Source organism: Benzoatithermus flavus, assembly GCF_037908215.1.
GTDB classification, from domain to species: Bacteria; Pseudomonadota; Alphaproteobacteria; order Geminicoccales; family Geminicoccaceae; genus Benzoatithermus; species Benzoatithermus flavus.
This window is the reverse complement of sequence record NZ_JBBLZC010000003.1, coordinates 61,924-82,560: the sequence shown is the minus strand read 5'-3', so window position 1 is coordinate 82,560 and position 20,637 is coordinate 61,924. Positions and strand designations below refer to the sequence as shown.

The following is a 20,637-nucleotide window of genomic DNA, read 5'->3' as shown; positions in this document are numbered from 1 at the left end:
GCGAGCCGCGTCAGCCCTGCCCGATCGTCATCCTAGCGCAGATCCGGGTCGGGCGATGCCGGCACGATGCGCTCACCCGCCGGGCGGCTCGCCCAGCAGCGTATCCGGATGCAGATCCTGGGCGAGCCGCGCCAGGAGGCCATGATCGATCGCCTCGGGGACCCGCTGGCTCAAGAGCTCGTCCATCCGCGCGGCCGTCGCCGAGAGCCGCGGATGGCCGAACGTCCCGGCGATGCCGGCGATGTTGTGCACCGCCATCTGCAGCTCGCGGATGGCCGCCGGATCGGTGGGCAGCGCTCGCGTGAGTGCTCTGATCCGGTCGAGTCGCGGCACCAGCTCGTCGTTGAACCTGGCACGGAGCTGCGCCACGACCTGCTCGAGATGAAGGGCGGCGCTCACGGCCTGGCCTCCCCGCCCAGACCCGCCCAGATGGCGCGGAGCTGCTCGGCCAGAGTCATGGGGTCGAACGGCTTCGCCACCACGTCGGCGGCACCCAGGGACTTGAGGCGCGCCACCTCGGAAGGCTGCACCTTCGCCGTCATGAACACGACCGGTAGGTGGCAGGTGTCGGCCCGTTCCTTGAGCCGCGCCAGCACGGCGGGCCCGTCCATGCCCGGCATCATCACGTCGAGCACGACGAGCTGCGGCGCGAACCCCGCCACGGCTTCGAGCGCGCTCGCTCCCGACGCGCACGTCATCACCTCGAGGCCGCCGACATCGGCGAGGGCCATCTCCGCGATGATGCGGATATCGTCCTCGTCCTCGACGCACATCACGCGCTGCAGCTCTGCCACGCTTCGCTCTCCTCTGCCGTGACGTCATGCCGGGATCCGCCGTCGACCGTCGGCCGTGCCCGATCCGAACGATGCCGATGCGCCGCGGCCAGTGTCTGCACCGTGCTCACGAGGTCTTCGAGGCTCGCCCGCGACTTGATCAGCGTCGCCGCCGCGCGGCTGCGGCAGATCTCGGGCACCTCCTGCGCCGAGAAGATGATGGTCGGCACCGTCGGCACGTCGCCCTGGCCGATGAGCGGGTCCAGAAGATCGAGCCCGCTGCCGTCGGGCAGGCCGACATCCAGCACCGCGAGGTCGAACGGTCCGTCCTGCGCGAGGCGCCGCCTGGCCTCGGCGAGGCTCGCGGCGCGGACCACCTCGACCGCGGGATCTTCCAACGCCTGGGCGACCACGGTGGCGATGTCAGGATCGTCCTCGACGTGCAGGATCCGGGTGGCGCCTGCGCGCCCGTGCACGGCTGTTGCGATCGAGCGCAGCAGGCGAGCGCCGGTGGCGCAGTCTTCGGCCCGCTCGGGAGGTGCAGCACCGCCGAGCCCCGCCGCATCGGCCGAAAGCACGACCACGGGCAGCGGCTCGGCGCCCGGAGCAGCACCGCTCAGGCTGCGCCCGATGTCGCCGTCGTCCGACGGTGGCAGGTGCAGCATGACCGCCGCATAAGCGTTCTCCGCCATCGCCTGCGCGAGATCGGTCGGGCGCGTCACGTCGACCGCGAACCCGTTGCTCTCGAGCACGGCGCGCAGCCGAGTGGCGGCGGCGGTGTCGGTCTCGCAGACCAGGATGCGTGCCGGTGTCGCCGTGCGCTCCGGTTCGATCGTGCCGCCCGACCAGACCGGCAGCCGGACGAAGAACGTCGTCCCGCGGCCGAGCTCGCTTTCGAAGTCGATCCGCCCGCCCAGGCGCTCGACGATGCTCTTCGTGATGCTGAGGCCGAGCCCGGTGCCGCCCTTCTCGCGCGTGTCGCTGGCGTCGGCCTGCGCGAAACGGCCGAAGATGCGGCTCTTGAACGCGTCCGGAATGCCGCGGCCGCGGTCGGCGACCGAGAGCACGAGCTCCTCGCCTTCGCGCACGAGCCCGAGCGTCACCTCGCCGCCTGCGGGCGAGAATTTGACCGCGTTCGAGATCAGGTTGGCCAGCACCTGCCCGAGGCGGTGCTGGTCGACGAGCGCCGTGCCGTCGTCGGCGCCGGGAGCGAGGCACAGGCGGACCTCGTGCTTGTCGGCGTAGGGGCGGTTGGCCTCGAGCGCCTGCTCGAGCGCCTGGCGCAGCCGCACGGGCTCGAGATCGAACTCCATGCGGCCGGATTCGAGCTTCTCGAGGTCGAGTATGTCGTTGACGAGGTGCACCAGGCGCTCGCCGTTTTTGTGCGCGATCTGAATCATCCGCCTGGCGCGCTCGGGGATCTCGCCCACGGCACCGCCGCTGATCAGCGCCAGCGAGCCCACGATCGAGGTCAGGGGAGTCCTGAGCTCGTGGCTCACGGTCGAGACGAACTCGGCCTTGAGCTGGTCGACCTTCCGCCGTTCGGTGATGTCGCGCACGATGCCGACGAACATCGTGGCACCGTCGAGCTGCATCGGAGCGACCGTGAGCTCGATCGGGAACACCGATCCGTCGGCGCGCTGCGCCGTGAGTTCGCGATGCCGGCCGATGACTTGGCTCTCGCCGGTCGCGAAGTAGCGGCGCAGATAGCCGTCGTGAGCGCTGCGATGCGGCTCGGGCATCAGCATGGCGACGTTGCGGCCGATCAGCCGCTCGACCGGATAGCCGAACATGCGCTCGGCAGCCGGGTTGGCCGATTCGATCGTGCCGGAGCGGTTGATCGTGATCACGGCATCGACCAGCGTGTCGAGGACGGCGCGCATCCGGGTCACGGCAGCGGCGAGATCCTGCTCGAGCCGGTGGTGCAGGGTGATGTCGCGGCCGATGCCGCGATAGCCTTTGAAGCTGCCATCGGGATCGAACACCGGCCGTCCGCTCACCTGCAGCACGCGCCGGTTACCCGCATCGTCCAGGATCGCGTAGGTGAAGTCGCGAAAAGGCTCCTGCGCCTCAACCGTGCGGCGATAGGCGTCCCAGTCGCCGTCGGCCGGATCGTCGCGGCGGCTGTCCCAGCGATGCCGGCCCAGGAGCCGCGCGGGTGCGATGCCCAGCACCTCCTCGAAGCGCTCGGAGAAGGCGGTGAAGCGGTGCTCCGTGTCGGTCTCCCACCACCAGTCGCTGCTCGCCTCGGCATAGTCGCGCAGCCGCTCCGCCATGGCGCGGTAGGCGGCATGGAGCGCACGGAGCTCCGGCGCCGCGGCGAGGCCGAGCTCGACCCCGGCGAGATTCCGGCCGCTCTCGGCCGCCATCGCCATCCGCCGCGCATCCCGGACGACGAACGCGGCCGAGGAGACCCCGGCGATCAGCGCCGAGAGAGCGAGCGTGCCGATGACCGCGAGCGCAGCCAAGAGACCATAGCGCCAGGCACCGGCGACGAGACGGCTGTCCTCGATCCCAACCACGACCCGAAGGCCGGTCCCCGGCACCGGACGCTGGACGTAGAGACGCTCGATCCCGTCGAGGCTCGTGAACTCGGCGGGCTCGCTCGCCCCTGCCAACGCCCATTGCGCCAGCGGGGTGGCGGCGATGCTGAGGCCGACGAACGGCGATTCGGGCTTGCGGGCGGCGAGCCTGCCTTCCGAGTCGATCACGAGGGCGACGAGATCGACGTCCTGGAAGCGGGCCATGAGATATTTGACGAGCAGGTCGGGATCGATCGCGACCGCCGCCATGCCGGTGAGCCGCCCACCTGCGTCGCGCAGGGGCATGGCGGCGGCGAGGATCGGCAGGCCGGTGACCTTGCTCACGAGCAGATCGCTCACGACCATGCCGTCCGCGGCGCGCACCCGCTCCCACAGGCGCCAATCGGCATAGCTCGCCGGCGCGCGGCGTCCGAAGCTGTGGCAGCGGACCGTGCCATCGGGCGCAAGCAGGGCCGCGTTCGTGGCCCAGTCGTTCGCGGCGACGACGTCGGCGAGCCCGAGATCGCAGTGGCTTCGATCCCCTCCGTCCTCGAGGCCGATCCTGGCGATCTGCTCGAGCGCGTCGCGGGCCTGACCCATGATCGATGCGTGCTCGGCGGCGAGATGCTCGGCCGCGTGCTCGGCCAGCTCGACCCCGCGCTCGAGCTGGCTGCGGAACTGCAGGTCGAGGGCGAAGCCGATCAGGAGCACCAGCGGCACGATGCACAAGCCGTGGGTCAGCATGAGGCGGGTCCGCAGACCCACATGGCTGCAGCGGCGGATCGCCGCCTCGCTCAGCTCGCGGAAGGCTTTCCCGGCAATACCGGGGCGCCCGGTCCGTTTCCTGCTCGTCATCGGGGGGCTCGCGTCATCGGCAGGCTCGTCCTGCCGCCGCCATCGGCATATCAACTTACGAGCGCTCTTGAATGCGTCAAAGCAACCCAATGCTGAAGATTTCCGGCGCCGAGCCCGTCGATGGCGCGAGAGGACGGCCAGGATGCCGGGCGTCTCCGTCGTCCGGCATCCCCGATCACCTCCCGCTGGACGCGCAAGGTGGAACCCGTCACCACCATCCATGTTCACATGACCACAGGCCACGGGCCTGTTGCCGTGGCCGTTCTATCCGAGGAGATGGTCATGCGCAGGCAGCTCCAGCTCGCGACCGCGTTGGCAGCCTTGCTCGCGGCGCCCGCGCTGGCGCAGAACACCACGCCGACCCCACCCGCCGGACAGCAGGCGGCGCCGCCCCCGCAGACGGGCGGCACCACCACTCCCACGCCGGCACCGGCTGCTCCCGGTACCAGCCAGCTCGACTTCGTCGATGCCGAACGGCCGGGCGAGATGCTCGCCAGCAACCTGATCGGCACCCAGATCTACAACGGCGCCAACCAGTCGCTCGGCAAGATCAGCGACGTCCTGCTCGCCCCGGACGGGCGGCTCAAGGCGGTGGTGGTCGGCGTGGGCGGCTTTCTCGGGATCGGCGAGCGGGACGTCGCCGTGCCCTGGGAGACGCTCAAGGTGAGCCGGGACGAGGACCAGGATCTCGTGCTGCGCCTCGATGTCAGCCGCGAGCAGCTCGAGCAGGCGCCGAAGTTCCAAACCCTGGCGGAGCGTGAGGCGGCGGAACGGGCGGCCCAGGCGGCAAGGACTCCGCCGCCGGCGGGAACCGGCACGGCCCCCGGAACGGCGACCCCGGGAATGGGTGCCGGCGGCACCGTGGTGCCGCCACCCTCGCCGAGCGCGAACCCCCCCGCTCCTGCCCAGTAGGAACAGGCTCGCGGACAGACCCTCGCCAGGGACTTCCGCGCCGTCCGGCTTCGGCCCTCGGGCAGGGCGTGCCGCAGCCGGAGACGGCGGGCGCCCTGCCCCGGCCCCTCGTCATTCCGTCTCGAGCTGGGTGAACCGGACCGGAATCAGCGCCTGCTGCTCGAGCTGCCCGGCCGCGTCCTTGTCGACGACGGTGAGGAGCTGCTCCGTGGCCGGCCCCATCGGTAGCACCATCCGCCCGCCGGGCCTGAGCTGCTCGAGCAGCGCTTGCGGTACCGTCTCGGCCGCGGCGGTCACCAGGATCTTGTCGAACGGCGCGTGGTCGGCCCAGCCGCGCGCACCGTTGCCGATGCGCAGGCCGATATTGGTGTAGCCGAGCTGCTCCAGCCGCGCCGCGGCCACGGCAGCCAGCTCCTCGACGATCTCCACACTCCAGACCCGACCCGCGAGCTCGGCCAGGATCGCCGCCTGATAGCCGAGCCCGGTGCCGATCTCGAGCACCACCTCGTGCGGCTTCGGATCGAGCAGATCGGTCATGACCGCGACGAGAAAGGGCTGCGAGATCGTCTTGTCGAACCCGATCGGCAGCGGGGTGTCGTGGTAGGCGTAAGCGGCGAGCTGAGGCGGCACGAAGAGATGCCGCGGCACGTCCTGCATCGCCGCCATTACCCGCTCGCCGAGCGCCGCCTTGCCGAGCTCCTCGCTCAAGAGCTCGACCTCGATCGCGATCAGCTCGACCATGTGCCGGCGCAGGATCGCAAGGTGCGCCTCGGTCATCGGCTTCATGGTACGACCTCCTCCGGCTCGACGGCGCCGGGTCGGTCGGTGCGGGGGAAAGCCGCGCCGTCATGACGATTCCGGCCCGCGGGTGCTGGCCTCTGCACCAGGACCATAGCACGGATGGCTCCACGCGGGTTCCGATCCTTGCGGGCCGCGTCGCGAGGTTGCCAGGAAACGACCGAAGCGGTGTAGGTTCCGGTGGGCCAGAGCCGCTTCTCGGTGGGCCGGCGGTACCCCACCGGAAGATGGTGCCGGTAGCGCGGCTGGCATCTTGACCCAGATCAAGGCGATGCCCGACCATCGGAGCATGATTCGCGAAGCGTCGAGAGGATCGAGAACGGCCGGCATGAGGCTTTCGCTCCAGCATCGCTACCGCTCGGTCGCAGGCCTGCTCTTGCGGATGCTGGCCGTCGCCTGCCTGCTGCTCCCCTCGGCTCTGCCCGCTGCCGCCACACACCCGCATCGTGCTCAAGACCTCGGCCCCGTCGTGGCGGACGCCGCGTCGAGCATCGATCTCGGCCATTGCCCGTCTGGGCACGATCGGGGCGATCGGCTCGGCCTGCAGCAGGCGCACCACTGCGCTTCGGCGTATGCCGGCTGCTGCATGCTCCCGACGACCCATTTCGATCCGCTCGTCACGGCCACCTCGAGCGCTTGGCCCGACACCGAGATCGGCTCGGCCGGGCTGGTGCTGACCCCACCGCTCCCGCCGCCCATCGTCTCGTCCGGCGCGTAATCCGTCCCGTCGTGCGTCGAGCGGAGACTCGGCGGCACGACGACGTCACCCTTTCCGGACGAGGATCCTCCATGTCGAACTCTCCTTGCTGGCGAGGCGGAACCGGCCCGGCCGACACGCCGGGCGGTTCCGCTCACGCCCGTTCGCTCCATCCGTCCCGCGCGCTTTCGCGTCCTCGTCACTGGCGCGAGGTGAGCCATGGCAACCCTGTCGCATGAGAGCCATGCCGGCCGGCACGGCTCCGGATGGTCGCCGCGCTTCTGGCTCGTGCTGGTCGTGATCGCCGTCGTGCTCGGCTTCTTCCTGTTCACCGAGCACCGGGCGCACCTGTTCGGCCTTTTGCCCTACGCTCTCGTGCTCCTCTGCCCGTTGATGCACCTGTTCATGCACGGCGGCCATGGCGGGCACGGCCACGGCGGCAAGCCCGGCGCTGGCGACACCGGAGAGGGCGCATGACCGAGCTGCGAATGGAGAGCAGGCCGGCCCTCACGGCCCGGCGCGGCTTCGTCGTCGGTGCCAGCCTCGGAATCCTATCGCTCTACGGCCTGTGGGCGGCTTACGGCGCCGCACCGGGCCTGGGGCTCGGGCACGGATCGGACGAGGACCATGGCGAGGTCGGTGGCGGACATGGCGGTCACGGCTTGGCCGGGATGCCGGACAACGCGGCCTTCCGCGCCGAGGCCGAGGCGTTCATCGAGCGCTATCGGCTGCCGGACGGCAGCGTGCAGCCGCCGATGCCGGGGGGCGCCCGTCTCAACGCGGTCATGCCCACGGCAGGCCACGAGGGTCATGCGGGCATGGTCATGCCCGGCATGGCGCCGCCCGCGCACGATCACGATGCCGGGCACGACGATCCGCCGGTACCGACGGGCGACCCGGTCGACGTCTACCTGCTCGTGCAGCAATGGCTGTTCGAGCCTTCCGTGCTCCGGCTCACGGCCGGCGTGCCCTACCGCCTGCGGATGCTCTCCCTCGACGTCGGCCACGGCGCCTCGCTGCAGCTCGGCCTCGGCAGCCGCATCGTCCGGCTGCGGCCGGGCCTGCCCAGCGATCTCCTGGTGCGGTTCGAGCGCCCCGGCGAACACCTGCTCTACTGCACCGTCTATTGCGGCCTCGGCCACGATCGGATGCACGGCCGGATCATCGTGACATGAACGCAACCACCATCTCCCATCCCAGCCTCCTGGCGGTGCGCCGGCTGCCGCGGTCGCAGCGGGCGCTGCTCGGCGCCATGGTCCTGCTGGCGCTGGCCACGCTCGTGCTCGGCGTGCTGCTCGGGCTCGGCACCGCGCTGTCACGCGCCGGCCTTCTGCCGATGGATCCCGAAGGCGGCTACCGGCTGCTCACCGGCCACGGTGCGGCCGTGTTCTTCTACTGGCTCTATCTCGGTCAGGGCGCGCTGCTGCTGGCGCTCGTGGCGACCGAGACGCGGCCGCAGCCGCTGCTGGCGCTGTCCTGGCTCGGCTGGACCGGTCTGGGCGCGGTCGCAGCCGGACTCGCGTTCGGCTTCGTCGGTGCTGCCAGCGGCACGCCGCTGCTCTACGACGGCACGCCCGAGCTCGCCCGCACCGATCCCGCCGCGGCCTTGCCGTTCTATCTCGGCTATCTCCTTCTGGGACTCGGGCTCGCCGCCATCGCGCTCACCGCGCTCGCCACGGCGCTTGCCGGCAAGCGCGAGACGGGCGGCGCCGAATGGTCGGCGCCGGGCTTTGGTGCCGTGGCCTGGGCCGGGCTGCTGCTCGTCAGCGCCATTGCCATGCTGGCGGTGTTCACCCCGCCGGCACTCTGGTCCGCAGGCCTCGCCGCCGAGCCCTTCGACCATGCCACCCGCTGGCATCTTCTGTTCCACAACCTGCACTACCTGCCGCTCATGGGGACGGTGCTGGTCTGGTACGTGCTCGTGCGCGAGCTCACCGGTGTCACCTCGAGCTTTGGCGGCCGGTTCTCCAAGCTCGTGTTCTCGCTCTACCTCGTGTTCGTACCGCCGACCTCGCTCTACCACATGTTCCTCGAGCCCGGCCTGGCGCCGTCGATCCGGGTGCTGGGCTCGATCCTGTCGCTGTTCGTGGGCGTGCCGACGGTCGCGGTGTTCCTGCTCCTCACGATCTCGCTCGAGCAGCATGCACGGGCGCAAGGGGCGAGAGGGCTTCTCGGCTGGCTGAAGAGGCTGCCCTGGCACGAGCCCGCCATGACCGCCCTCGGTATGGCGGTGGTGAACCTGGCGCTGGGCGGCACCTTCGCCTTCGTCCTGATCCAGGAGAAGCTGGCGCCGCTCTTGAGCGACACGTTCTTCGTGCCGGGCTATTTCCACCTGCTCACCGTGGGCACGGTCAGCCTGACGCTTTTGGGTGCCTTCACCCGTCTGGCGCCGGCACTGGCCGGCGCCGGCCTCGCGGCACGATCCTGGCTGCGACGGCTGCCCTGGCTCGTCTCGCCGGCGCTCTGGGTGTTCGCGTTCGCCGGGGTGGCCGCCGGGCTGCAGGGTTTGCCGCGCCGGGTCATGGACGCCGGCTACGATGCCGGGGCACCGACGAGCTGGGCCGTGCTGACGACGATCCTGGCGCTCGCGGGCGTGGTCATGGCTGCGGGCCTCCTCGCCTATGCCGCCACGCTCGCCGCCACCTGGCTGCGCCGCTCGCTAGCGAGCCGGGAGGTCACGGCCATGCCGTCGGCGCCGGGCGGGCCGCTCGTCGCCGCATGGAGCGGGCCCGCCGCGGTCCTCGTTCTCCTGCTCGCGATGTACGTCGCCACGGCGGTCGCGTTCGAGCTCATGCAGGCCCTGCCGATCACGGCAGCGGGCGCTGCCGGTCATTGAGAGGGAGGATGCATCGGTGAGCTTCGATCTCGCTCTCGTCGTGCTCGTCGCGTCGGTCTGGCTGCTGCTCGCCCTGGCCTACGCGCTGGTGCCCGCGCTCGCCATGCCCGGAGCGGCGCTGCTCTGGGGTGCCGGGGGAGCCGCCTTCGCGGCGCTCGCCTGGCGTATCCGTGCCGCGGAACGCGGCGCTTTCGCTTCCCGTCATTGAACCCGAGGAGACGATCATGAAGCCTCTCGCCTTGCTCAGCTCGACGGCCCTCCTGCTCGCGGGCCTGGTGCTCGCGGCCGCACCGGCGGCCCGTGCCCAAGACCAGGGCGCTCAGCACGAGCAGCACCATCCGGCGCAGGCATCCGAGCCTGCCGCCCCGCCAGCGCAGCCCGGGCCGGGCGGCATGATGGGCATGATGAGCCCGGAGATGATGGAGCGCATGCAGGAGATGATGACGAACGGCATGCCGATGGGTCCCGGCATGATGGGCGGCCGGGGCATGATGATGCGCCCGACCTCGGCGGTCACGATCATCATCAACACCCACGAGATGCCCGCAATGGGCGGCGGGATGATGGGCGGCCAGATGGGTCCCGGTGCCATGGCTCAGGACATGATGGGCCAAGGCATGATGGGTGGCGGTCCGGGCATGATGGGCGGCCGGGGCATGATGGGCGGCCGGGGCATGATGATGGGGCCGCAGGGCATGGCCGCCCAGAGCCCGGCCACCATGGCCTACTGGCAGGCGATGATGCGCATGCACCAGGGCATGAGCATGGCACTCACCGGCGATCCGGACGGTGATTTCGCGCGGCTCATGATCCCGCACCATCAAAGTGCCATCGACATGGCGAAGGTAGCGCTCCAGTACGGCACGGATCCCGAGATCAGGCAGCTCGCCCAGAGCGTCGTCGACGCTCAGAGCAAGGAGATCGCGACCCTGCAGGACTGGCTCGCCAAGCACCCGCAGCGCTGAGCCTGCCGCCGCGGGCCCGCCGGGGCGGGCTCGCGGCACGCCTTCCCTCGCCCCGATCCGGAGCCCGGCCGATGAACGAGACCGCCCGACCGCAGCACGGCGCTCGTGCCGCCCGTCACCACGAGCACGGGCACGCGCCACCGCCCGGCACGCCGGTGGTGAAAGACCCGGTCTGCGGGATGACGGTCGACCCGCACACGACGCCGCACCGCCACGAGCATCTCGGCCGCACCTGGTACTTCTGCAGCGCCGGCTGCAAGGCCAAGTTCGCGGCGGCACCGGAGCGCTATCTCGGCGGCGGGCCGGCCCCCGCACCCACGCCCGCCACCGCGATCTACACCTGCCCGATGCACCCCGAGATCCGGCAGGTCGGCCCCGGCTCCTGCCCGATCTGCGGCATGGCGCTGGAGCCGCTCGACGTCACCACGGGCGAGGCCGGCCCCAGCCCCGAGCTTCTGGACATGACGCGGCGGTTTCGGATCGCCCTCCTGCTCACCGTGCCGGTGGTGCTGCTCGAGAACGGGATGCATGTCATCGGCCACGGCTTCAACGCCGTGGTCCCGCCGCGGCTCAATGTCTGGCTGCAGCTCCTGATCGCCACCCCGGTCGTGCTCTGGGCCGGCTGGCCGTTCTTCGTCCGTGGCTGGGCCTCGATCAGGAACCGCAGCCTCAACATGTTCACGCTCATTGCGCTGGGCGTGGGCGTGGCCTGGCTCTACAGCCTGGTCGCGGTGACAGCGCCGGGCCTGTTCCCCACCGGCTTCCGCTCGGCCGAGGGGGTCGTGCCGGTCTATCTCGAGGCGGCGAGCGTGATCACGACCCTCGTGCTCCTGGGCCAGGTGCTCGAGCTGCGCGCGCGTGAGCGCACCAGCGGCGCCATCAAGGCACTCCTGGGCCTTGCTCCCAAGACGGCGCGGCGGCTGAGGGATGACGGCAGCGAGGAGGAGGTGCCGATCGACGCCATCCTCCCCGGCGATCGGCTGCGGGTCCGCCCCGGCGATCGCGTGCCGGTCGACGGCGAGGTGCTGGAAGGGGCGAGTGCTGTCGACGAATCGATGGTCACGGGCGAATCGCTGCCGGTGGAGAAGCAGCCCGGTGCGCGGGTGATCGGCGGCACGCTCAACGGCCGTGGCAGCTTCGTCATGCGCGCGGACAAGGTCGGTGCGGAGACCATGCTGGCGCGCATCGTCCAGATGGTGGCCGAAGCGCAGCGCTCGCGCGCCCCGATCCAGCGCCTGGCCGACCAGGTTGCGGGCTGGTTCGTCCCGGCGGTGATCGTGGTAGCGGCGCTGGCCTTTCTCGCCTGGTGGCTGTGGGGGCCGGAGCCCTCCTTCACCATGGGCCTGATCGCCGCCGTCTCGGTGCTGATCATCGCCTGCCCGTGCGCGCTCGGCCTCGCCACGCCGATGTCGATCATGGTCGGCGTCGGCCGGGGAGCCGGCCTCGGCGTGCTGATCCGCGATGCCGAGGCGCTGGAACGGCTCGAGAAGGTCGACACGATCGTGGTCGACAAGACCGGCACGCTCACCGAGGGGCGGCCGAAGGTGACGGCGGTGGTGCCGCTGATGGGGCAGGACGAAGGGGAGCTGCTGCGGCTCGCCGCCGGGCTCGAGCGGGCGAGCGAGCACCCGCTCGCGGCGGCGATCGTCCAGGCGGCCGAGGAGCGGGGCCTCGCCCTGCCCGAGGTGGCCGGGTTCGAGTCCGTGACCGGCAAGGGCGTGCGGGGCGAGGTCGAAGGCAAGGCCGTGGCGCTCGGCAACCGCGCCATGATGGACGGCCTCGGGATAGCCGTGGGCGATGCGGAGGTGCAGGCGACGGCGCTCCGCCACGAGGGCGCCACGGTCATGTACGTCGCGGTCGACGGCCGCCTCGCCGGCCTGATCGCGGTGGCCGACCCGATCAAGGCGAGCACGCCGGCAGCGCTGGAGGCGCTGCGGCAGGCCGGGGTGCGGATCGTGATGCTCACCGGCGACAACCGCACCACGGCCGAAGCGGTCGCCCGCCGGCTCGGGATCGAGGAGGTCGAGGCCGAGGTGCTGCCGGAGCAGAAGAGTGCCGTGATCGCGCGGCTGCGCGCACAAGGCCGGGTGGTCGCCATGGCGGGCGACGGGGTCAACGACGCACCGGCGCTGACGGCGGCCGACGTCGGTATCGCCATGGGCACAGGGACCGAGGTGGCGATGGAGAGTGCGGGCGTGACACTGGTCAAGGGCGATCTCGCCGCGATCGCGCGCGCCCGGGCCCTGAGCACCGCCACCATGCGCAACATCCGGCAGAACCTGTTCTTCGCCTTCGTCTACAACGCGCTCGCCGTGCCGGTGGCAGCAGGCGCGCTCTACCCCTTCCTCGGCATCCTCCTGAACCCGATGATCGCCGCCGCCGCCATGGCGCTGAGCTCGGTGTCGGTGATCCTGAACGCCGCGCGGCTCAGGACCGTACGCGTGTGAGGCCTTGACCCTCCCGTTGCTGGAAGGCCCTTCTCCGGCACGAGCACCGACCGCAAGGAGAATTCCAGTGCTCGAGCTCGGCGTGAAGGGCATGACCTGCGGCCACTGCATCGCCGCGATACGTGAAGCCGTGGCCGAGGTGGCGCCGGCGGCCGAGGTCGATCTCGCCCGCGGCCGGGTCGCGGTGCGGGGTGCGGAGCGGGCCGAGAGCGTCGAGGCGATCCGGGCCGCGGGCTACGAGGTCGGCCCGGCCGAGATGCGCAAGACCGCCTGCGGCTGCGGCGGCCATTGACGCGCCCATGCGAACGCGGCGGCCCATCGCCGGGCCGCCGTCCTCTCGAGGGAGCGTGGGCCGGCTGCGGGAGCGGCATCCTCGTCTCAGCTCCTGGCGACATGGACCTTGTCGAGGGCGGCCTTAAGCCCTTCGGCGAGCTTCCCGGCCTCGTCCACACCCCAAAAGTGCATGAAGAACAGCCGCGGCTCGTCCTGGAGCATGTGGTTGTGGATTGCCGTCACCTCGAGCCCGTGCTCGCGCAGCGCCCGCAGCACCGGGTTCACCTCCTCCGCCCGGAGCACGAAATCGCCGGTCGTTGCCGCCCGGCCATCGTCGAGCGGCTGGAAGTTGATGGCGATCGCCGTGCCCATGGATGCCGGCACCTCGGTGCCGTTCGCGCTGACCATCTCGGCGCGCGGGATCGAGAGCTGGTAGACGCCGCCGCTCGTCTTGCCCTTGCGGCCGAGGACGCGCTCGAGCGCCGCGGTGTCGAGCTCTGGCCCTTTCTGTTCCGCGGCGGCAGGCGCCAAGGTTAGCGGCGTCCGGCTCTGCTCGAGCGCCAGCCGCAGCGTCTGGGCGAGCTTCACCGGATCACCGTGCCCTTCGACGTGCATGTAGAACGTCGCGGGTTGAGCCCGCAGCAGATGGTTGTGAAGCGCGGTGATCTCGATTCCGCCTTCGGCGAGGCGCGACATCACCGGGCCGATCTCTGGTTCGGTGAGGACGAGGTCGCCCATGACCATCGCCCTACCGTTCATCTCCTTGAACGCGAGCCAGGAACCGAGCGCCAGGGCTGGTTTGATCGCGATCCCGTCGACGGTGACCTTCAGGTCCGAACGCGGCAGGCTGAAGCGGTGCACCCCGCCCGGCTGCCCGGCCACCTCGCGACCGAGCACCTGCTCGACCTGCTTCCAGTCAGCCTCCGCATGGGCCGATGCCGCGAACGCGAGCGCCAGGACAGTGGCCAGGGTGAGCGTGCGCATCTTTCGCCTCCATGATCGGGGCCGAGATCGATATCAACCAGCCATGTGGTCAGTGGTTCATTCGCATCGCAGTGATTTGAGCGACGATACAGCCGTTTCTCACACGCCTGTTTCTGCCGAGCGCCGATGGGTGGCGATCGGGATGCGAGAAAGAAGGCTTACCGGCCTCGAGGCCGCCCGACGTTCATGCCGTCGGAGGCCAGTCGTGAGGCTCGTGCTGGCAGTCCGCCGCCCAGGCGTAAAGGACGTCGTGGACCACCATCCCGTGCCGGAGCATCCCTCCCTGGCCCTCATCGATGCTGCGGATGCTACACTGAACAAATTGAGAGATACAAGTGTTGCAAAGCATCGAACTTGCGCTACAAGTTCGACCATGAGCCTGGACGAGACTGCTCCTGGTCGCTGGCTGCTGCTGATCCATCAGTTACCGACCAAGCCGGCCTACCTGCGGGTGAAGGTCTGGCGGCGGCTGCAGGGTCTCGGCGCCGTGGCCGTGAAGGCGACCGTCTATGCGCTGCCCGCCACGCCCGAGGCGCAGGAGGACTTCGAGTGGCTCCTGCGCGAGATCGTGCAGGCCGGCGGCGAGGCGCTGGTCTGCGAGGCCCGGCTCGTGGATGGCCTGACCGACCAGGAGGTCCGCGCCCTGTTCGGCCGGGCACGCAACGCCGACTACGGAAAGCTCACCGAAGAGGTTCGTGCCCTTGCCACGGCCGTCGATGGTCAAAGGTCGCCGGAGCAGCTCGCGGAAGCCAGGGCGCAGCTCGCCCGCTTGAAGACGCGGCTGGCCCAGATCACCGCCATCGACTTCTTCGGGGCCGATGGCCGGGAAGCGGTGGAGGGCCTGCTGCTCGCGCTCGAGGCGCGGCTACGCCAGGAAGCACCGGCCGAACCGGCCGTGGCCGAGCAGCCCGATCCGGGCAAGCTCGAGCGCCGGGTCTGGGTGACGCGGGCCGGAGTGCATGTCGATCGCATCGCCTCGGCGTGGCTGATCCGGCGCTTCATCGACCCCGAGCCCCGTTTCAAGTTCGTGCCGCCCAAGGGCTACGTGCCGGCACCCGGCGAGCTGCGCTTCGACATGTTCGAGGCCGAGTTCACCCATGAGGGCGACCGCTGCACCTTCGAGGTGCTGCTGGCCCGCGCCGGGCTTACCGACCCGGCGCTGCGGGCGATCGCCGAGATCGTCCACGATATCGACCTCAAGGACGGCAAGTTCGCCCGCGTGGAGGCGGAGGGGATCAGGACCCTGATCGACGGCATCTCCGCTGCCACCGGCGACGACGAGGAGCGGCTTGCCCGCGGCGGTGTCGTGTTCGAGGACCTCTACGCCCACTTCCGCCGGAGGCGTCGATGACGGGGACAGGCGAGGCACGCGCCGACGGCATGGCCGAAGGAGTGGCGGTATCGACCCCGCCCGCGCACGGCATCCCATTTGCCGAGGCGGTGCGGGTCTGGGCGCGGGTCGCAGCTCTCTCCTTCGGCGGCCCGGCCGGCCAGATCGCGGTCATGCACAAGCTCCTGGTCGAGGAGAAACGCTGGGTCGGCGAGGCGCGCTTCCTGCACGCGCTCAACTACTGCATGCTCCTGCCCGGACCCGAGGCGCAGCAGCTCGCGATCTACATCGGCTGGCTTCTGCACAAGACCAGAGGCGGGCTGGTCGCCGGCACGCTGTTCGTGCTGCCGGGCTTCCTCGCCATCATGGCCCTGAGCATCGTCTATGCCGTCTTCGGGCAGGTCGGTCTCGTCCAGGCCCTGTTCTTCGGCCTCAAGGCCGCCGTGCTGGCGATCGTGCTCGAAGCCGTCGTGCGCATCGGCCGGCGCGCGCTCAAGAACCGGGTGATGGTCGGGCTCGCCGCCGCGGCGTTCGTGGCGATCTTCTTCCTGGGCGTGCCTTTCCCGCTCATCGTCCTCGCGGCCGGCCTGATCGGCTATCTCGGCGGCCGTGCCGGGCACCCCGACTTCCTCGTGGGCGGTGGGCACGGCCCGGCCGCCGGGCGGGCGGTGGCCGATGCCGGGACCGCGCTCGGCGAGGAGCTCCCGGCACATGCCCGCCCACCCCTTTCCTGGTCGCTCGAGGTCGCAGGCGCCTGCCTGCTGCTCTGGCTCGGGCCGGTGCTTCTCATCCTGCTCACGTTGGGCCACGACCACGTCTTCGGCCAGATCGCGCTGTTCTTCTCGAAGATGGCGGTCGTCAGCTTCGGCGGTGCTTATGCCGTGCTGGCCTATGTCGCCCAGGCCGCGGTCGAATCTTACGGCTGGCTTCGCCCCGGCGAGATGCTGGACGGGCTCGGCATGGCCGAGACCACGCCCGGACCGCTCATCATGGTGACCCAGTTCGTGGGCTTCATGGGGGCCTTCCGCGAGCCCGGCGGCCTGCCGCCGCTCCTCGCCGGGGTGCTCGGCGGCGTGCTCACGACCTGGGTCACCTTCGTGCCCTGCTTTCTATGGATCTTCGCGGGCGCACCCTTCGTCGAGACACTGCGCGGCAACCGGGCGCTGAGCGCGGCCCTAGCCACGATCACCGCCGCCGTGGTCGGCGTCATCCTCAATCTCGCGGTCTGGTTCGCGCTGCACGTGCTCTTCGCCGAGGTGCACGAGGTTCGAGCGCTCGGTCTCACGCTGCCCGTGCCGGTGCCGGCCAGCATCGACCCGGCCTCCCTGACCCTGACCATGGCCGCGCTGCTCGCGGTCTTCCGGTTCAAGGTCGGCATGCTCCCGGTGCTGGCGGCCTGCTCCGCGGCAGGGATACTCTACCGCCTCGTGACCATCGGTCTTTGAGCGGCGATGCTGCTGCGCCGCGCGGGTCTGCCCTGCCCGGCGGCGGTGCTGGCGGGTGACAACGGCTGGGCCCGCTCCTGATCGCCGGCGCCGCGCTTCATGGCAGGAGCCCGGCTTGGCCGCCGACCCGAGGCCAGAGCCGTCCGGCGACGGCGAGGCCGGCCGCGGCGAGCGGGATCCAGCCTTCCGGCGCTCCCATGGTGTGGAGCGTCGCCCAGCTCAGGACGCACCAGACCAGCGGCAAGACGAGGAGCGGCCATGCCACGGCGCCGGAGCCGGCGAGCAGCACGAGGCCGAGCGTCGCGATCGCAGTCGGGTCGGGGGTGATCGCGAACAGCTCCGTCGCTCGGATCGACCGACCCGCGAGCCCCGCTACCAGCGGGTGCAGGACCAGGGCGTAAGCGAGAAGAGCGAGGCCGATCGCGGACGGGGCGGTCGGCGCGAGCGCGAAGCGAAGGCGGCCTCGCAGGCTTCCGAGCCAGAGGAGCAGCAGCGCCTCGGCGGCGAAGACCGGGGCCACATACCGCATGGCCCAGTTGATCGTGGCGTAGCGGTTCCAGAGGAAGGACCACGCGACCCAGAGCCACGCAGCGGCGAGGATGGCGGGGATTACCCGGTCCGACCAGGAGCGTGGCCGCACGAGTCGCACCAGGATCGCCGCCCCGAGCAGCAGGGCCGGGATCTGGAGCGGCCAGACCGCAGCGTTGTGCAGCTCGAACATCCGCCAGTACACACGTGGAGAGAACAGCAGGAAGTCCTCGAGCGTGTAGGTCCGCCATTCGGGCATCAGAGATCCTGCACGTAAGTGACCATGCGCCGGCGCATGGCCGCATCCGGAAGCGGGCCGGTGGCGGCGGCCACGTTCTCGCGCACGTGATCGACGCGGGTGGTCGCCGGAATCGCGACGGTGACGGCCGGGTGGGAGAGGATGAACTTCAGGATGAGCTGCGCCCAGGTGACAGCACCGATCTCGTGCGACCACGGCGGCAGCTTCTCGCCTTCGAGCCGCCTCGTCAGCGCACCCTGCTGGAAGGGACGGTTGACGATGACGCCCATGCCGCGCTCCATGGCGAGCGGCAGGATGCGCTCTTCCACCTCGCGGTCGACGATGTTGTAGGTAACTTGCACGAAATCGAGCGGCTGGGTGCGCATGATCGTCTCGAGCAGATCGTGCCGCCGCCCCTCGGAGGTCGTGATTCCGACATAGCGCACCTCCTCCCGTTCCTTCATCGCGAACAGCGTGCGCAGATGCTCCTCCCAGGCGAGGAGATTGTGCACCTGCAGGAGATCGAAGCGGGGAATGCCCCAAAGTCGGCGCGACTGTTCGATCTGTGCCGGCCCCGCCGTGCCCGAGGACGTCCAGACCTTGTCGGCCGTGAACAGGCCCGGCGGGACGCCGAGCTTCGCGAGGCCATAGCCGATCACGGCCTGCGACGAGCCGTACATGGGCGAGGAATCGATGACGCGCCCGCCCGCCGCGAAGAACGCGGCCAGCACGGCGGCGCATTCGTCGCGGAGCACCGGGTCGTCGCCGACGTTGAAGGTGATCCAGGTGCCGAGACCGACGGCCGGGATCGCTTCGCCGCTCGACGGGATGCGGCGCGTGGCGGGCGCTGCCGGCTGCGCACGAGCCGGGAACGGTGACGTCGCCGCGGCCATGGCGAGCGCTGCCCCGGCGGCGAGGACGGCGCGACGCTTCGGATGACGGCTGCTCATCGTGGCCTCCTCTCTCGCAGCCTGCCGGCGGGCGTGCTCGGGAAATGCCACAGCGCTCAGTCGGCAGATACCCGACGAAGGCCGCAATTCGATGCCGGAGACAAGAGCCGCCCGTAGGCGGCCCGGTCGCGCGCGCTTGCCGCCCCGACCCGTCCTGCCGGCGGGGACGGTCGGGGTGGAGCAAGCTCGATGGCGCGGCGATCGCGGAGCGACGATCCGCGCGAGGAGAGCCTCAGCTCGCTCTCTTCGCCTTCTCGAGCTTCGCCGTGTGCACCATGCCGGCCTCGTAGTGGCCGGGCATCTGACAGGCGAAGACGAGCTGGCCCTGGATGGGCTTGCTGAACTTCCAGATGATCTCCTTGGTCTCGCCCGGCGCCAGCGTGACCGCGCTCGGATCGTCGTCGTGCTTCATGTCGGGGTTGCTCTGCATCAGCCTGGCATGCGCCCGCTGCGAAGCGGTGTCGCCGATCGAGAACTCGTGCGGGCCGGTGCCCTTGTTGGTCACCACGAACCGGATGGTCTCGCCCTGCTTCACCGCCGGCAGGTCCATCCTGAAGCCCAGGCCGTCGCTGTCGTCGGCGATCACCTCGACCGTGCGGGTGACCTCGGCCGCATTGCCGGGCTCGCCGAACGTATAGTGGCCGCCCTTGTGGCTGCCGCCGGCGAAAGCCGGGACGGCGATGACGATGGCCGCAGCGGCGGCCGCGAATACCTTGCCATATGCACGCATGTCTCTCTCCTTGGGGCGCTCGGGGGAACGAAAGCGGTCAGGCCCGGCGGCCGTTCGCGTCGACCTTCCAGGCCACGGTGCCCTCGGGGTGCTCGTACCAGCCGGGGTCCGTGTAGTCGCCGGGGGCGAGATCGCGCCGGACCTTCACGGTTGTGAACATGCCGCCCATCTCGAGCGGCCCGAACGGACCCTCGCCGATCATCATTGGCAGCGTGTTTTCGGGTGGAGGCATGTGGGCGGCCATGTCCTGCATCTCGGCCATGCCCTTCTCGCCCATCGGCATGTACATGTAGTCGGGCAGGAGCTTCTTGACGCGGGGTGTCGCCCCGGCCTGGCGCACGCCCAGCATGTTGGCGACCCCGTGCCCCATCGGGCCCATGGTGTGGTGCGACTTGTGGCAGTGGAACGCCCAATCACCTTCCTCGTCGGCCACGAACTCGATCGTGCGCATCGCCCCCACCGGCACGTCGACCGTGACCTCCGGCCACTGCGCCACCTCGGGAAGCCAGCCGCCGTCCGTGCCCGTCACCCTGAAGTCGTAGCCGTGCAGGTGGATCGGATGGTTGGTCATGGTGAGATTGCCGATCCGGATCCGGACCCGATCGCCTTTCCGCACCACGAGCGGGTCGATGCCCGGAAACACCCGGCCGTTCCAGGCCCAGATGTTGAAGTCGGTCATCTCCGAAGCGTCGGGGACGAAAGTACCGGGCTTGAGCCTGAAGCTCGCCATGAGGAACCCGAAGTCGCGGTCCACGCGGCGCCACGACGGATCCTTCGGGTGGACGATGAACATGCCCATCATGCCCATCGCCATCTGCACCATCTCGTCGGCATGCGGATGGTACATGAAGGTTCCGCTCTTCTTGAGCGTGAACTCGTAGGCGAAGGTCTCACCGGGCTGGATCTGCGGCTGGGTCAGCCCGCCGACCCCGTCCATCCCGGCCGGGAGCAGGATGCCGTGCCAGTGGACCGTGGTGTGCTCGGGCAAACGGTTGGTGACGAAGATCCGTACCCTGTCGCCCTCCACGGCCTCGATCGTCGGGCCGGGCGAGCTGCCGTTGTAGCCCCATAAGTGTGCTACCGAGCCCGGCGCCAGCTCGCGCTGTACCGGCTCGGCGACGAGGTGGAACTCCTTGACCCCGTCCTTCATCCGCCACGGCAGCGAGCCACCGTTGAGCGTGACGAACGGCGTCCTGCCACCGAGTTGCTTCCGCGACAGCGGCTCGCGGGTGGCAGGGTCGGTGAAGCGCTGGGGCTCGCCCAAGGCTCTGGCCTCGCCTGCGGTCAGAATGGTCGTACCAGCGGCTACGAGGCCGGCCGTGGCGAAGGTGCGTCTGCTCAGCATGGTCTCGTG

20 protein-coding genes are annotated in these 20,637 nt (G+C 70.3%); 11 read left to right on the top strand and 9 right to left on the bottom strand.

Features of this window, described 5'->3' with window-relative positions; genetic code table 11:
• Nucleotides 1-72 precede the first annotated feature (72 nt).
• From U1T56_RS04295 to U1T56_RS04285, 3 genes are read right to left on the bottom strand one after another with little or no spacing between them, the layout of a single operon-like run.
• Entirely contained in the window at nt 73-399 is a 327-nt protein-coding gene (locus U1T56_RS04295; RefSeq protein WP_418158208.1) for an Hpt domain-containing protein, read from the bottom strand.
• On the bottom strand, nt 396-794 hold the full coding sequence (locus U1T56_RS04290) for a response regulator (protein ID WP_418158207.1): 399 nt from the start codon (nt 792-794) through the stop codon (nt 396-398). Before U1T56_RS04290 ends, U1T56_RS04295 begins: the two co-directional genes overlap by 4 nt.
• Complete coding sequence (locus U1T56_RS04285) at nt 773-4,150, bottom strand: PAS domain S-box protein (protein ID WP_418158206.1); 3,378 nt, start codon at nt 4,148-4,150, stop codon at nt 773-775. Before U1T56_RS04285 ends, U1T56_RS04290 begins: the two co-directional genes overlap by 22 nt.
• A 282-nt stretch (nt 4,151-4,432) precedes the next feature.
• Between U1T56_RS04285 and U1T56_RS04280 the strand changes: the two genes are divergently transcribed.
• Entirely contained in the window at nt 4,433-5,062 is a 630-nt protein-coding gene (locus U1T56_RS04280) for a PRC-barrel domain-containing protein (RefSeq protein WP_418158205.1), read from the top strand.
• A 111-nt stretch (nt 5,063-5,173) separates the two neighbouring features.
• Here U1T56_RS04280 and U1T56_RS04275 read toward each other — a convergent pair whose 3' ends face one another.
• Nucleotides 5,174-5,848 (bottom strand): protein-L-isoaspartate(D-aspartate) O-methyltransferase, encoded by a 675-nt coding sequence (locus U1T56_RS04275; RefSeq protein ID WP_418158204.1) that lies wholly within the window; start codon nt 5,846-5,848, stop codon nt 5,174-5,176.
• Nucleotides 5,849-6,188: 340 nt separating this feature from the next.
• On the opposite strand from U1T56_RS04275, the gene U1T56_RS04270 reads away from it, so the two are divergent.
• From U1T56_RS04270 to U1T56_RS04235, 8 genes are all read left to right on the top strand, one after another.
• Nucleotides 6,189-6,578 carry a hypothetical protein gene (locus U1T56_RS04270; RefSeq protein ID WP_418158203.1) on the top strand — a complete coding sequence of 130 codons (390 nt, stop codon included), beginning with the start codon at nt 6,189-6,191 and terminating at the stop codon, nt 6,576-6,578.
• 198 nt (nt 6,579-6,776) lie between these two features.
• Nucleotides 6,777-7,034, top strand: a complete 258-nt coding sequence (locus U1T56_RS04265; RefSeq protein WP_418158202.1) for a DUF2933 domain-containing protein — start codon at nt 6,777-6,779, stop codon at nt 7,032-7,034.
• Nucleotides 7,031-7,732, top strand: a complete 702-nt coding sequence (locus U1T56_RS04260; RefSeq protein WP_418158201.1) for a cupredoxin domain-containing protein — start codon at nt 7,031-7,033, stop codon at nt 7,730-7,732. Before U1T56_RS04265 ends, U1T56_RS04260 begins: the two co-directional genes overlap by 4 nt.
• Nucleotides 7,729-9,393, top strand: coding sequence for a cbb3-type cytochrome c oxidase subunit I (locus tag U1T56_RS04255; protein ID WP_418158200.1), 1,665 nt, complete (start codon nt 7,729-7,731; stop codon nt 9,391-9,393). The genes U1T56_RS04260 and U1T56_RS04255 overlap by 4 nt, the downstream gene beginning before the upstream one ends.
• Before the next feature lie 16 nt (nt 9,394-9,409).
• A complete protein-coding gene (locus tag U1T56_RS04250; RefSeq protein WP_418158199.1) occupies nt 9,410-9,601 on the top strand; it encodes a hypothetical protein in 192 nt (63 codons plus the stop codon).
• Nucleotides 9,602-9,617: 16 nt separating this feature from the next.
• Complete coding sequence (gene copM / locus U1T56_RS04245; protein ID WP_418158198.1) at nt 9,618-10,358, top strand: CopM family metallochaperone; 741 nt, start codon at nt 9,618-9,620, stop codon at nt 10,356-10,358.
• 71 nt (nt 10,359-10,429) lie between these two features.
• Entirely contained in the window at nt 10,430-12,805 is a 2,376-nt protein-coding gene (locus tag U1T56_RS04240; protein ID WP_418158197.1) for a heavy metal translocating P-type ATPase, read from the top strand.
• A 67-nt stretch (nt 12,806-12,872) separates the two neighbouring features.
• Nucleotides 12,873-13,097 carry a heavy-metal-associated domain-containing protein gene (locus tag U1T56_RS04235; protein WP_418158196.1) on the top strand — a complete coding sequence of 75 codons (225 nt, stop codon included), beginning with the start codon at nt 12,873-12,875 and terminating at the stop codon, nt 13,095-13,097.
• Nucleotides 13,098-13,183: 86 nt separating this feature from the next.
• Here U1T56_RS04235 and U1T56_RS04230 read toward each other — a convergent pair whose 3' ends face one another.
• Nucleotides 13,184-14,062 carry a DUF1259 domain-containing protein gene (locus U1T56_RS04230; protein WP_418158195.1) on the bottom strand — a complete coding sequence of 293 codons (879 nt, stop codon included), beginning with the start codon at nt 14,060-14,062 and terminating at the stop codon, nt 13,184-13,186.
• Nucleotides 14,063-14,435: 373 nt separating this feature from the next.
• Here U1T56_RS04230 and U1T56_RS04225 point away from each other — a divergent pair, with 373 nt between their 5' ends.
• Nucleotides 14,436-15,413, top strand: coding sequence for a chromate resistance protein ChrB domain-containing protein (locus tag U1T56_RS04225; protein WP_418158194.1), 978 nt, complete (start codon nt 14,436-14,438; stop codon nt 15,411-15,413).
• A complete protein-coding gene (gene chrA, locus U1T56_RS04220) occupies nt 15,410-16,837 on the top strand; it encodes a chromate efflux transporter (protein ID WP_418158193.1) in 1,428 nt (475 codons plus the stop codon). The genes U1T56_RS04225 and chrA overlap by 4 nt, the downstream gene beginning before the upstream one ends.
• Before the next feature lie 97 nt (nt 16,838-16,934).
• Here chrA and U1T56_RS04215 read toward each other — a convergent pair whose 3' ends face one another.
• The 4 genes from U1T56_RS04215 to U1T56_RS04200 all read right to left on the bottom strand — a co-directional run bounded on the left by U1T56_RS04215 (nt 16,935) and on the right by U1T56_RS04200 (nt 20,628).
• Nucleotides 16,935-17,624: a DUF6064 family protein gene (locus U1T56_RS04215; RefSeq protein WP_418158192.1), complete on the bottom strand. Its 690-nt coding sequence runs from the start codon at nt 17,622-17,624 to the stop codon at nt 16,935-16,937.
• A complete protein-coding gene (locus tag U1T56_RS04210; protein WP_418158191.1) occupies nt 17,624-18,553 on the bottom strand; it encodes an aldo/keto reductase in 930 nt (309 codons plus the stop codon). The genes U1T56_RS04215 and U1T56_RS04210 overlap by 1 nt, the downstream gene beginning before the upstream one ends.
• Before the next feature lie 232 nt (nt 18,554-18,785).
• Nucleotides 18,786-19,283 (bottom strand): cupredoxin domain-containing protein, encoded by a 498-nt coding sequence (locus U1T56_RS04205; RefSeq protein WP_418158190.1) that lies wholly within the window; start codon nt 19,281-19,283, stop codon nt 18,786-18,788.
• Nucleotides 19,284-19,320: 37 nt separating this feature from the next.
• Entirely contained in the window at nt 19,321-20,628 is a 1,308-nt protein-coding gene (locus tag U1T56_RS04200; RefSeq protein ID WP_418158189.1) for a multicopper oxidase family protein, read from the bottom strand.
• Nucleotides 20,629-20,637: the final 9 nt, after the last annotated feature.

Coding starts and splice junctions, on each gene's coding strand:
- U1T56_RS04285 (WP_418158206.1), bottom strand. CDS start 4,150: ATGACGAGCAGGAAACGGACCGGGCGCCCCGGTATTGCCGGGAAAGCC.
- U1T56_RS04280 (WP_418158205.1), top strand. CDS start 4,433: ATGCGCAGGCAGCTCCAGCTCGCGACCGCGTTGGCAGCCTTGCTCGCG.
- U1T56_RS04275 (WP_418158204.1), bottom strand. CDS start 5,848: ATGAAGCCGATGACCGAGGCGCACCTTGCGATCCTGCGCCGGCACATG.
- U1T56_RS04270 (WP_418158203.1), top strand. CDS start 6,189: ATGAGGCTTTCGCTCCAGCATCGCTACCGCTCGGTCGCAGGCCTGCTC.
- U1T56_RS04265 (WP_418158202.1), top strand. CDS start 6,777: ATGGCAACCCTGTCGCATGAGAGCCATGCCGGCCGGCACGGCTCCGGA.
- U1T56_RS04260 (WP_418158201.1), top strand. CDS start 7,031: ATGACCGAGCTGCGAATGGAGAGCAGGCCGGCCCTCACGGCCCGGCGC.
- U1T56_RS04255 (WP_418158200.1), top strand. CDS start 7,729: ATGAACGCAACCACCATCTCCCATCCCAGCCTCCTGGCGGTGCGCCGG.
- copM (WP_418158198.1), top strand. CDS start 9,618: ATGAAGCCTCTCGCCTTGCTCAGCTCGACGGCCCTCCTGCTCGCGGGC.
- U1T56_RS04240 (WP_418158197.1), top strand. CDS start 10,430: ATGAACGAGACCGCCCGACCGCAGCACGGCGCTCGTGCCGCCCGTCAC.
- U1T56_RS04230 (WP_418158195.1), bottom strand. CDS start 14,062: ATGCGCACGCTCACCCTGGCCACTGTCCTGGCGCTCGCGTTCGCGGCA.
- U1T56_RS04225 (WP_418158194.1), top strand. CDS start 14,436: ATGAGCCTGGACGAGACTGCTCCTGGTCGCTGGCTGCTGCTGATCCAT.
- chrA (WP_418158193.1), top strand. CDS start 15,410: ATGACGGGGACAGGCGAGGCACGCGCCGACGGCATGGCCGAAGGAGTG.
- U1T56_RS04215 (WP_418158192.1), bottom strand. CDS start 17,624: ATGCCCGAATGGCGGACCTACACGCTCGAGGACTTCCTGCTGTTCTCT.
- U1T56_RS04210 (WP_418158191.1), bottom strand. CDS start 18,553: ATGAGCAGCCGTCATCCGAAGCGTCGCGCCGTCCTCGCCGCCGGGGCA.
- U1T56_RS04205 (WP_418158190.1), bottom strand. CDS start 19,283: ATGCGTGCATATGGCAAGGTATTCGCGGCCGCCGCTGCGGCCATCGTC.
- U1T56_RS04200 (WP_418158189.1), bottom strand. CDS start 20,628: ATGCTGAGCAGACGCACCTTCGCCACGGCCGGCCTCGTAGCCGCTGGT.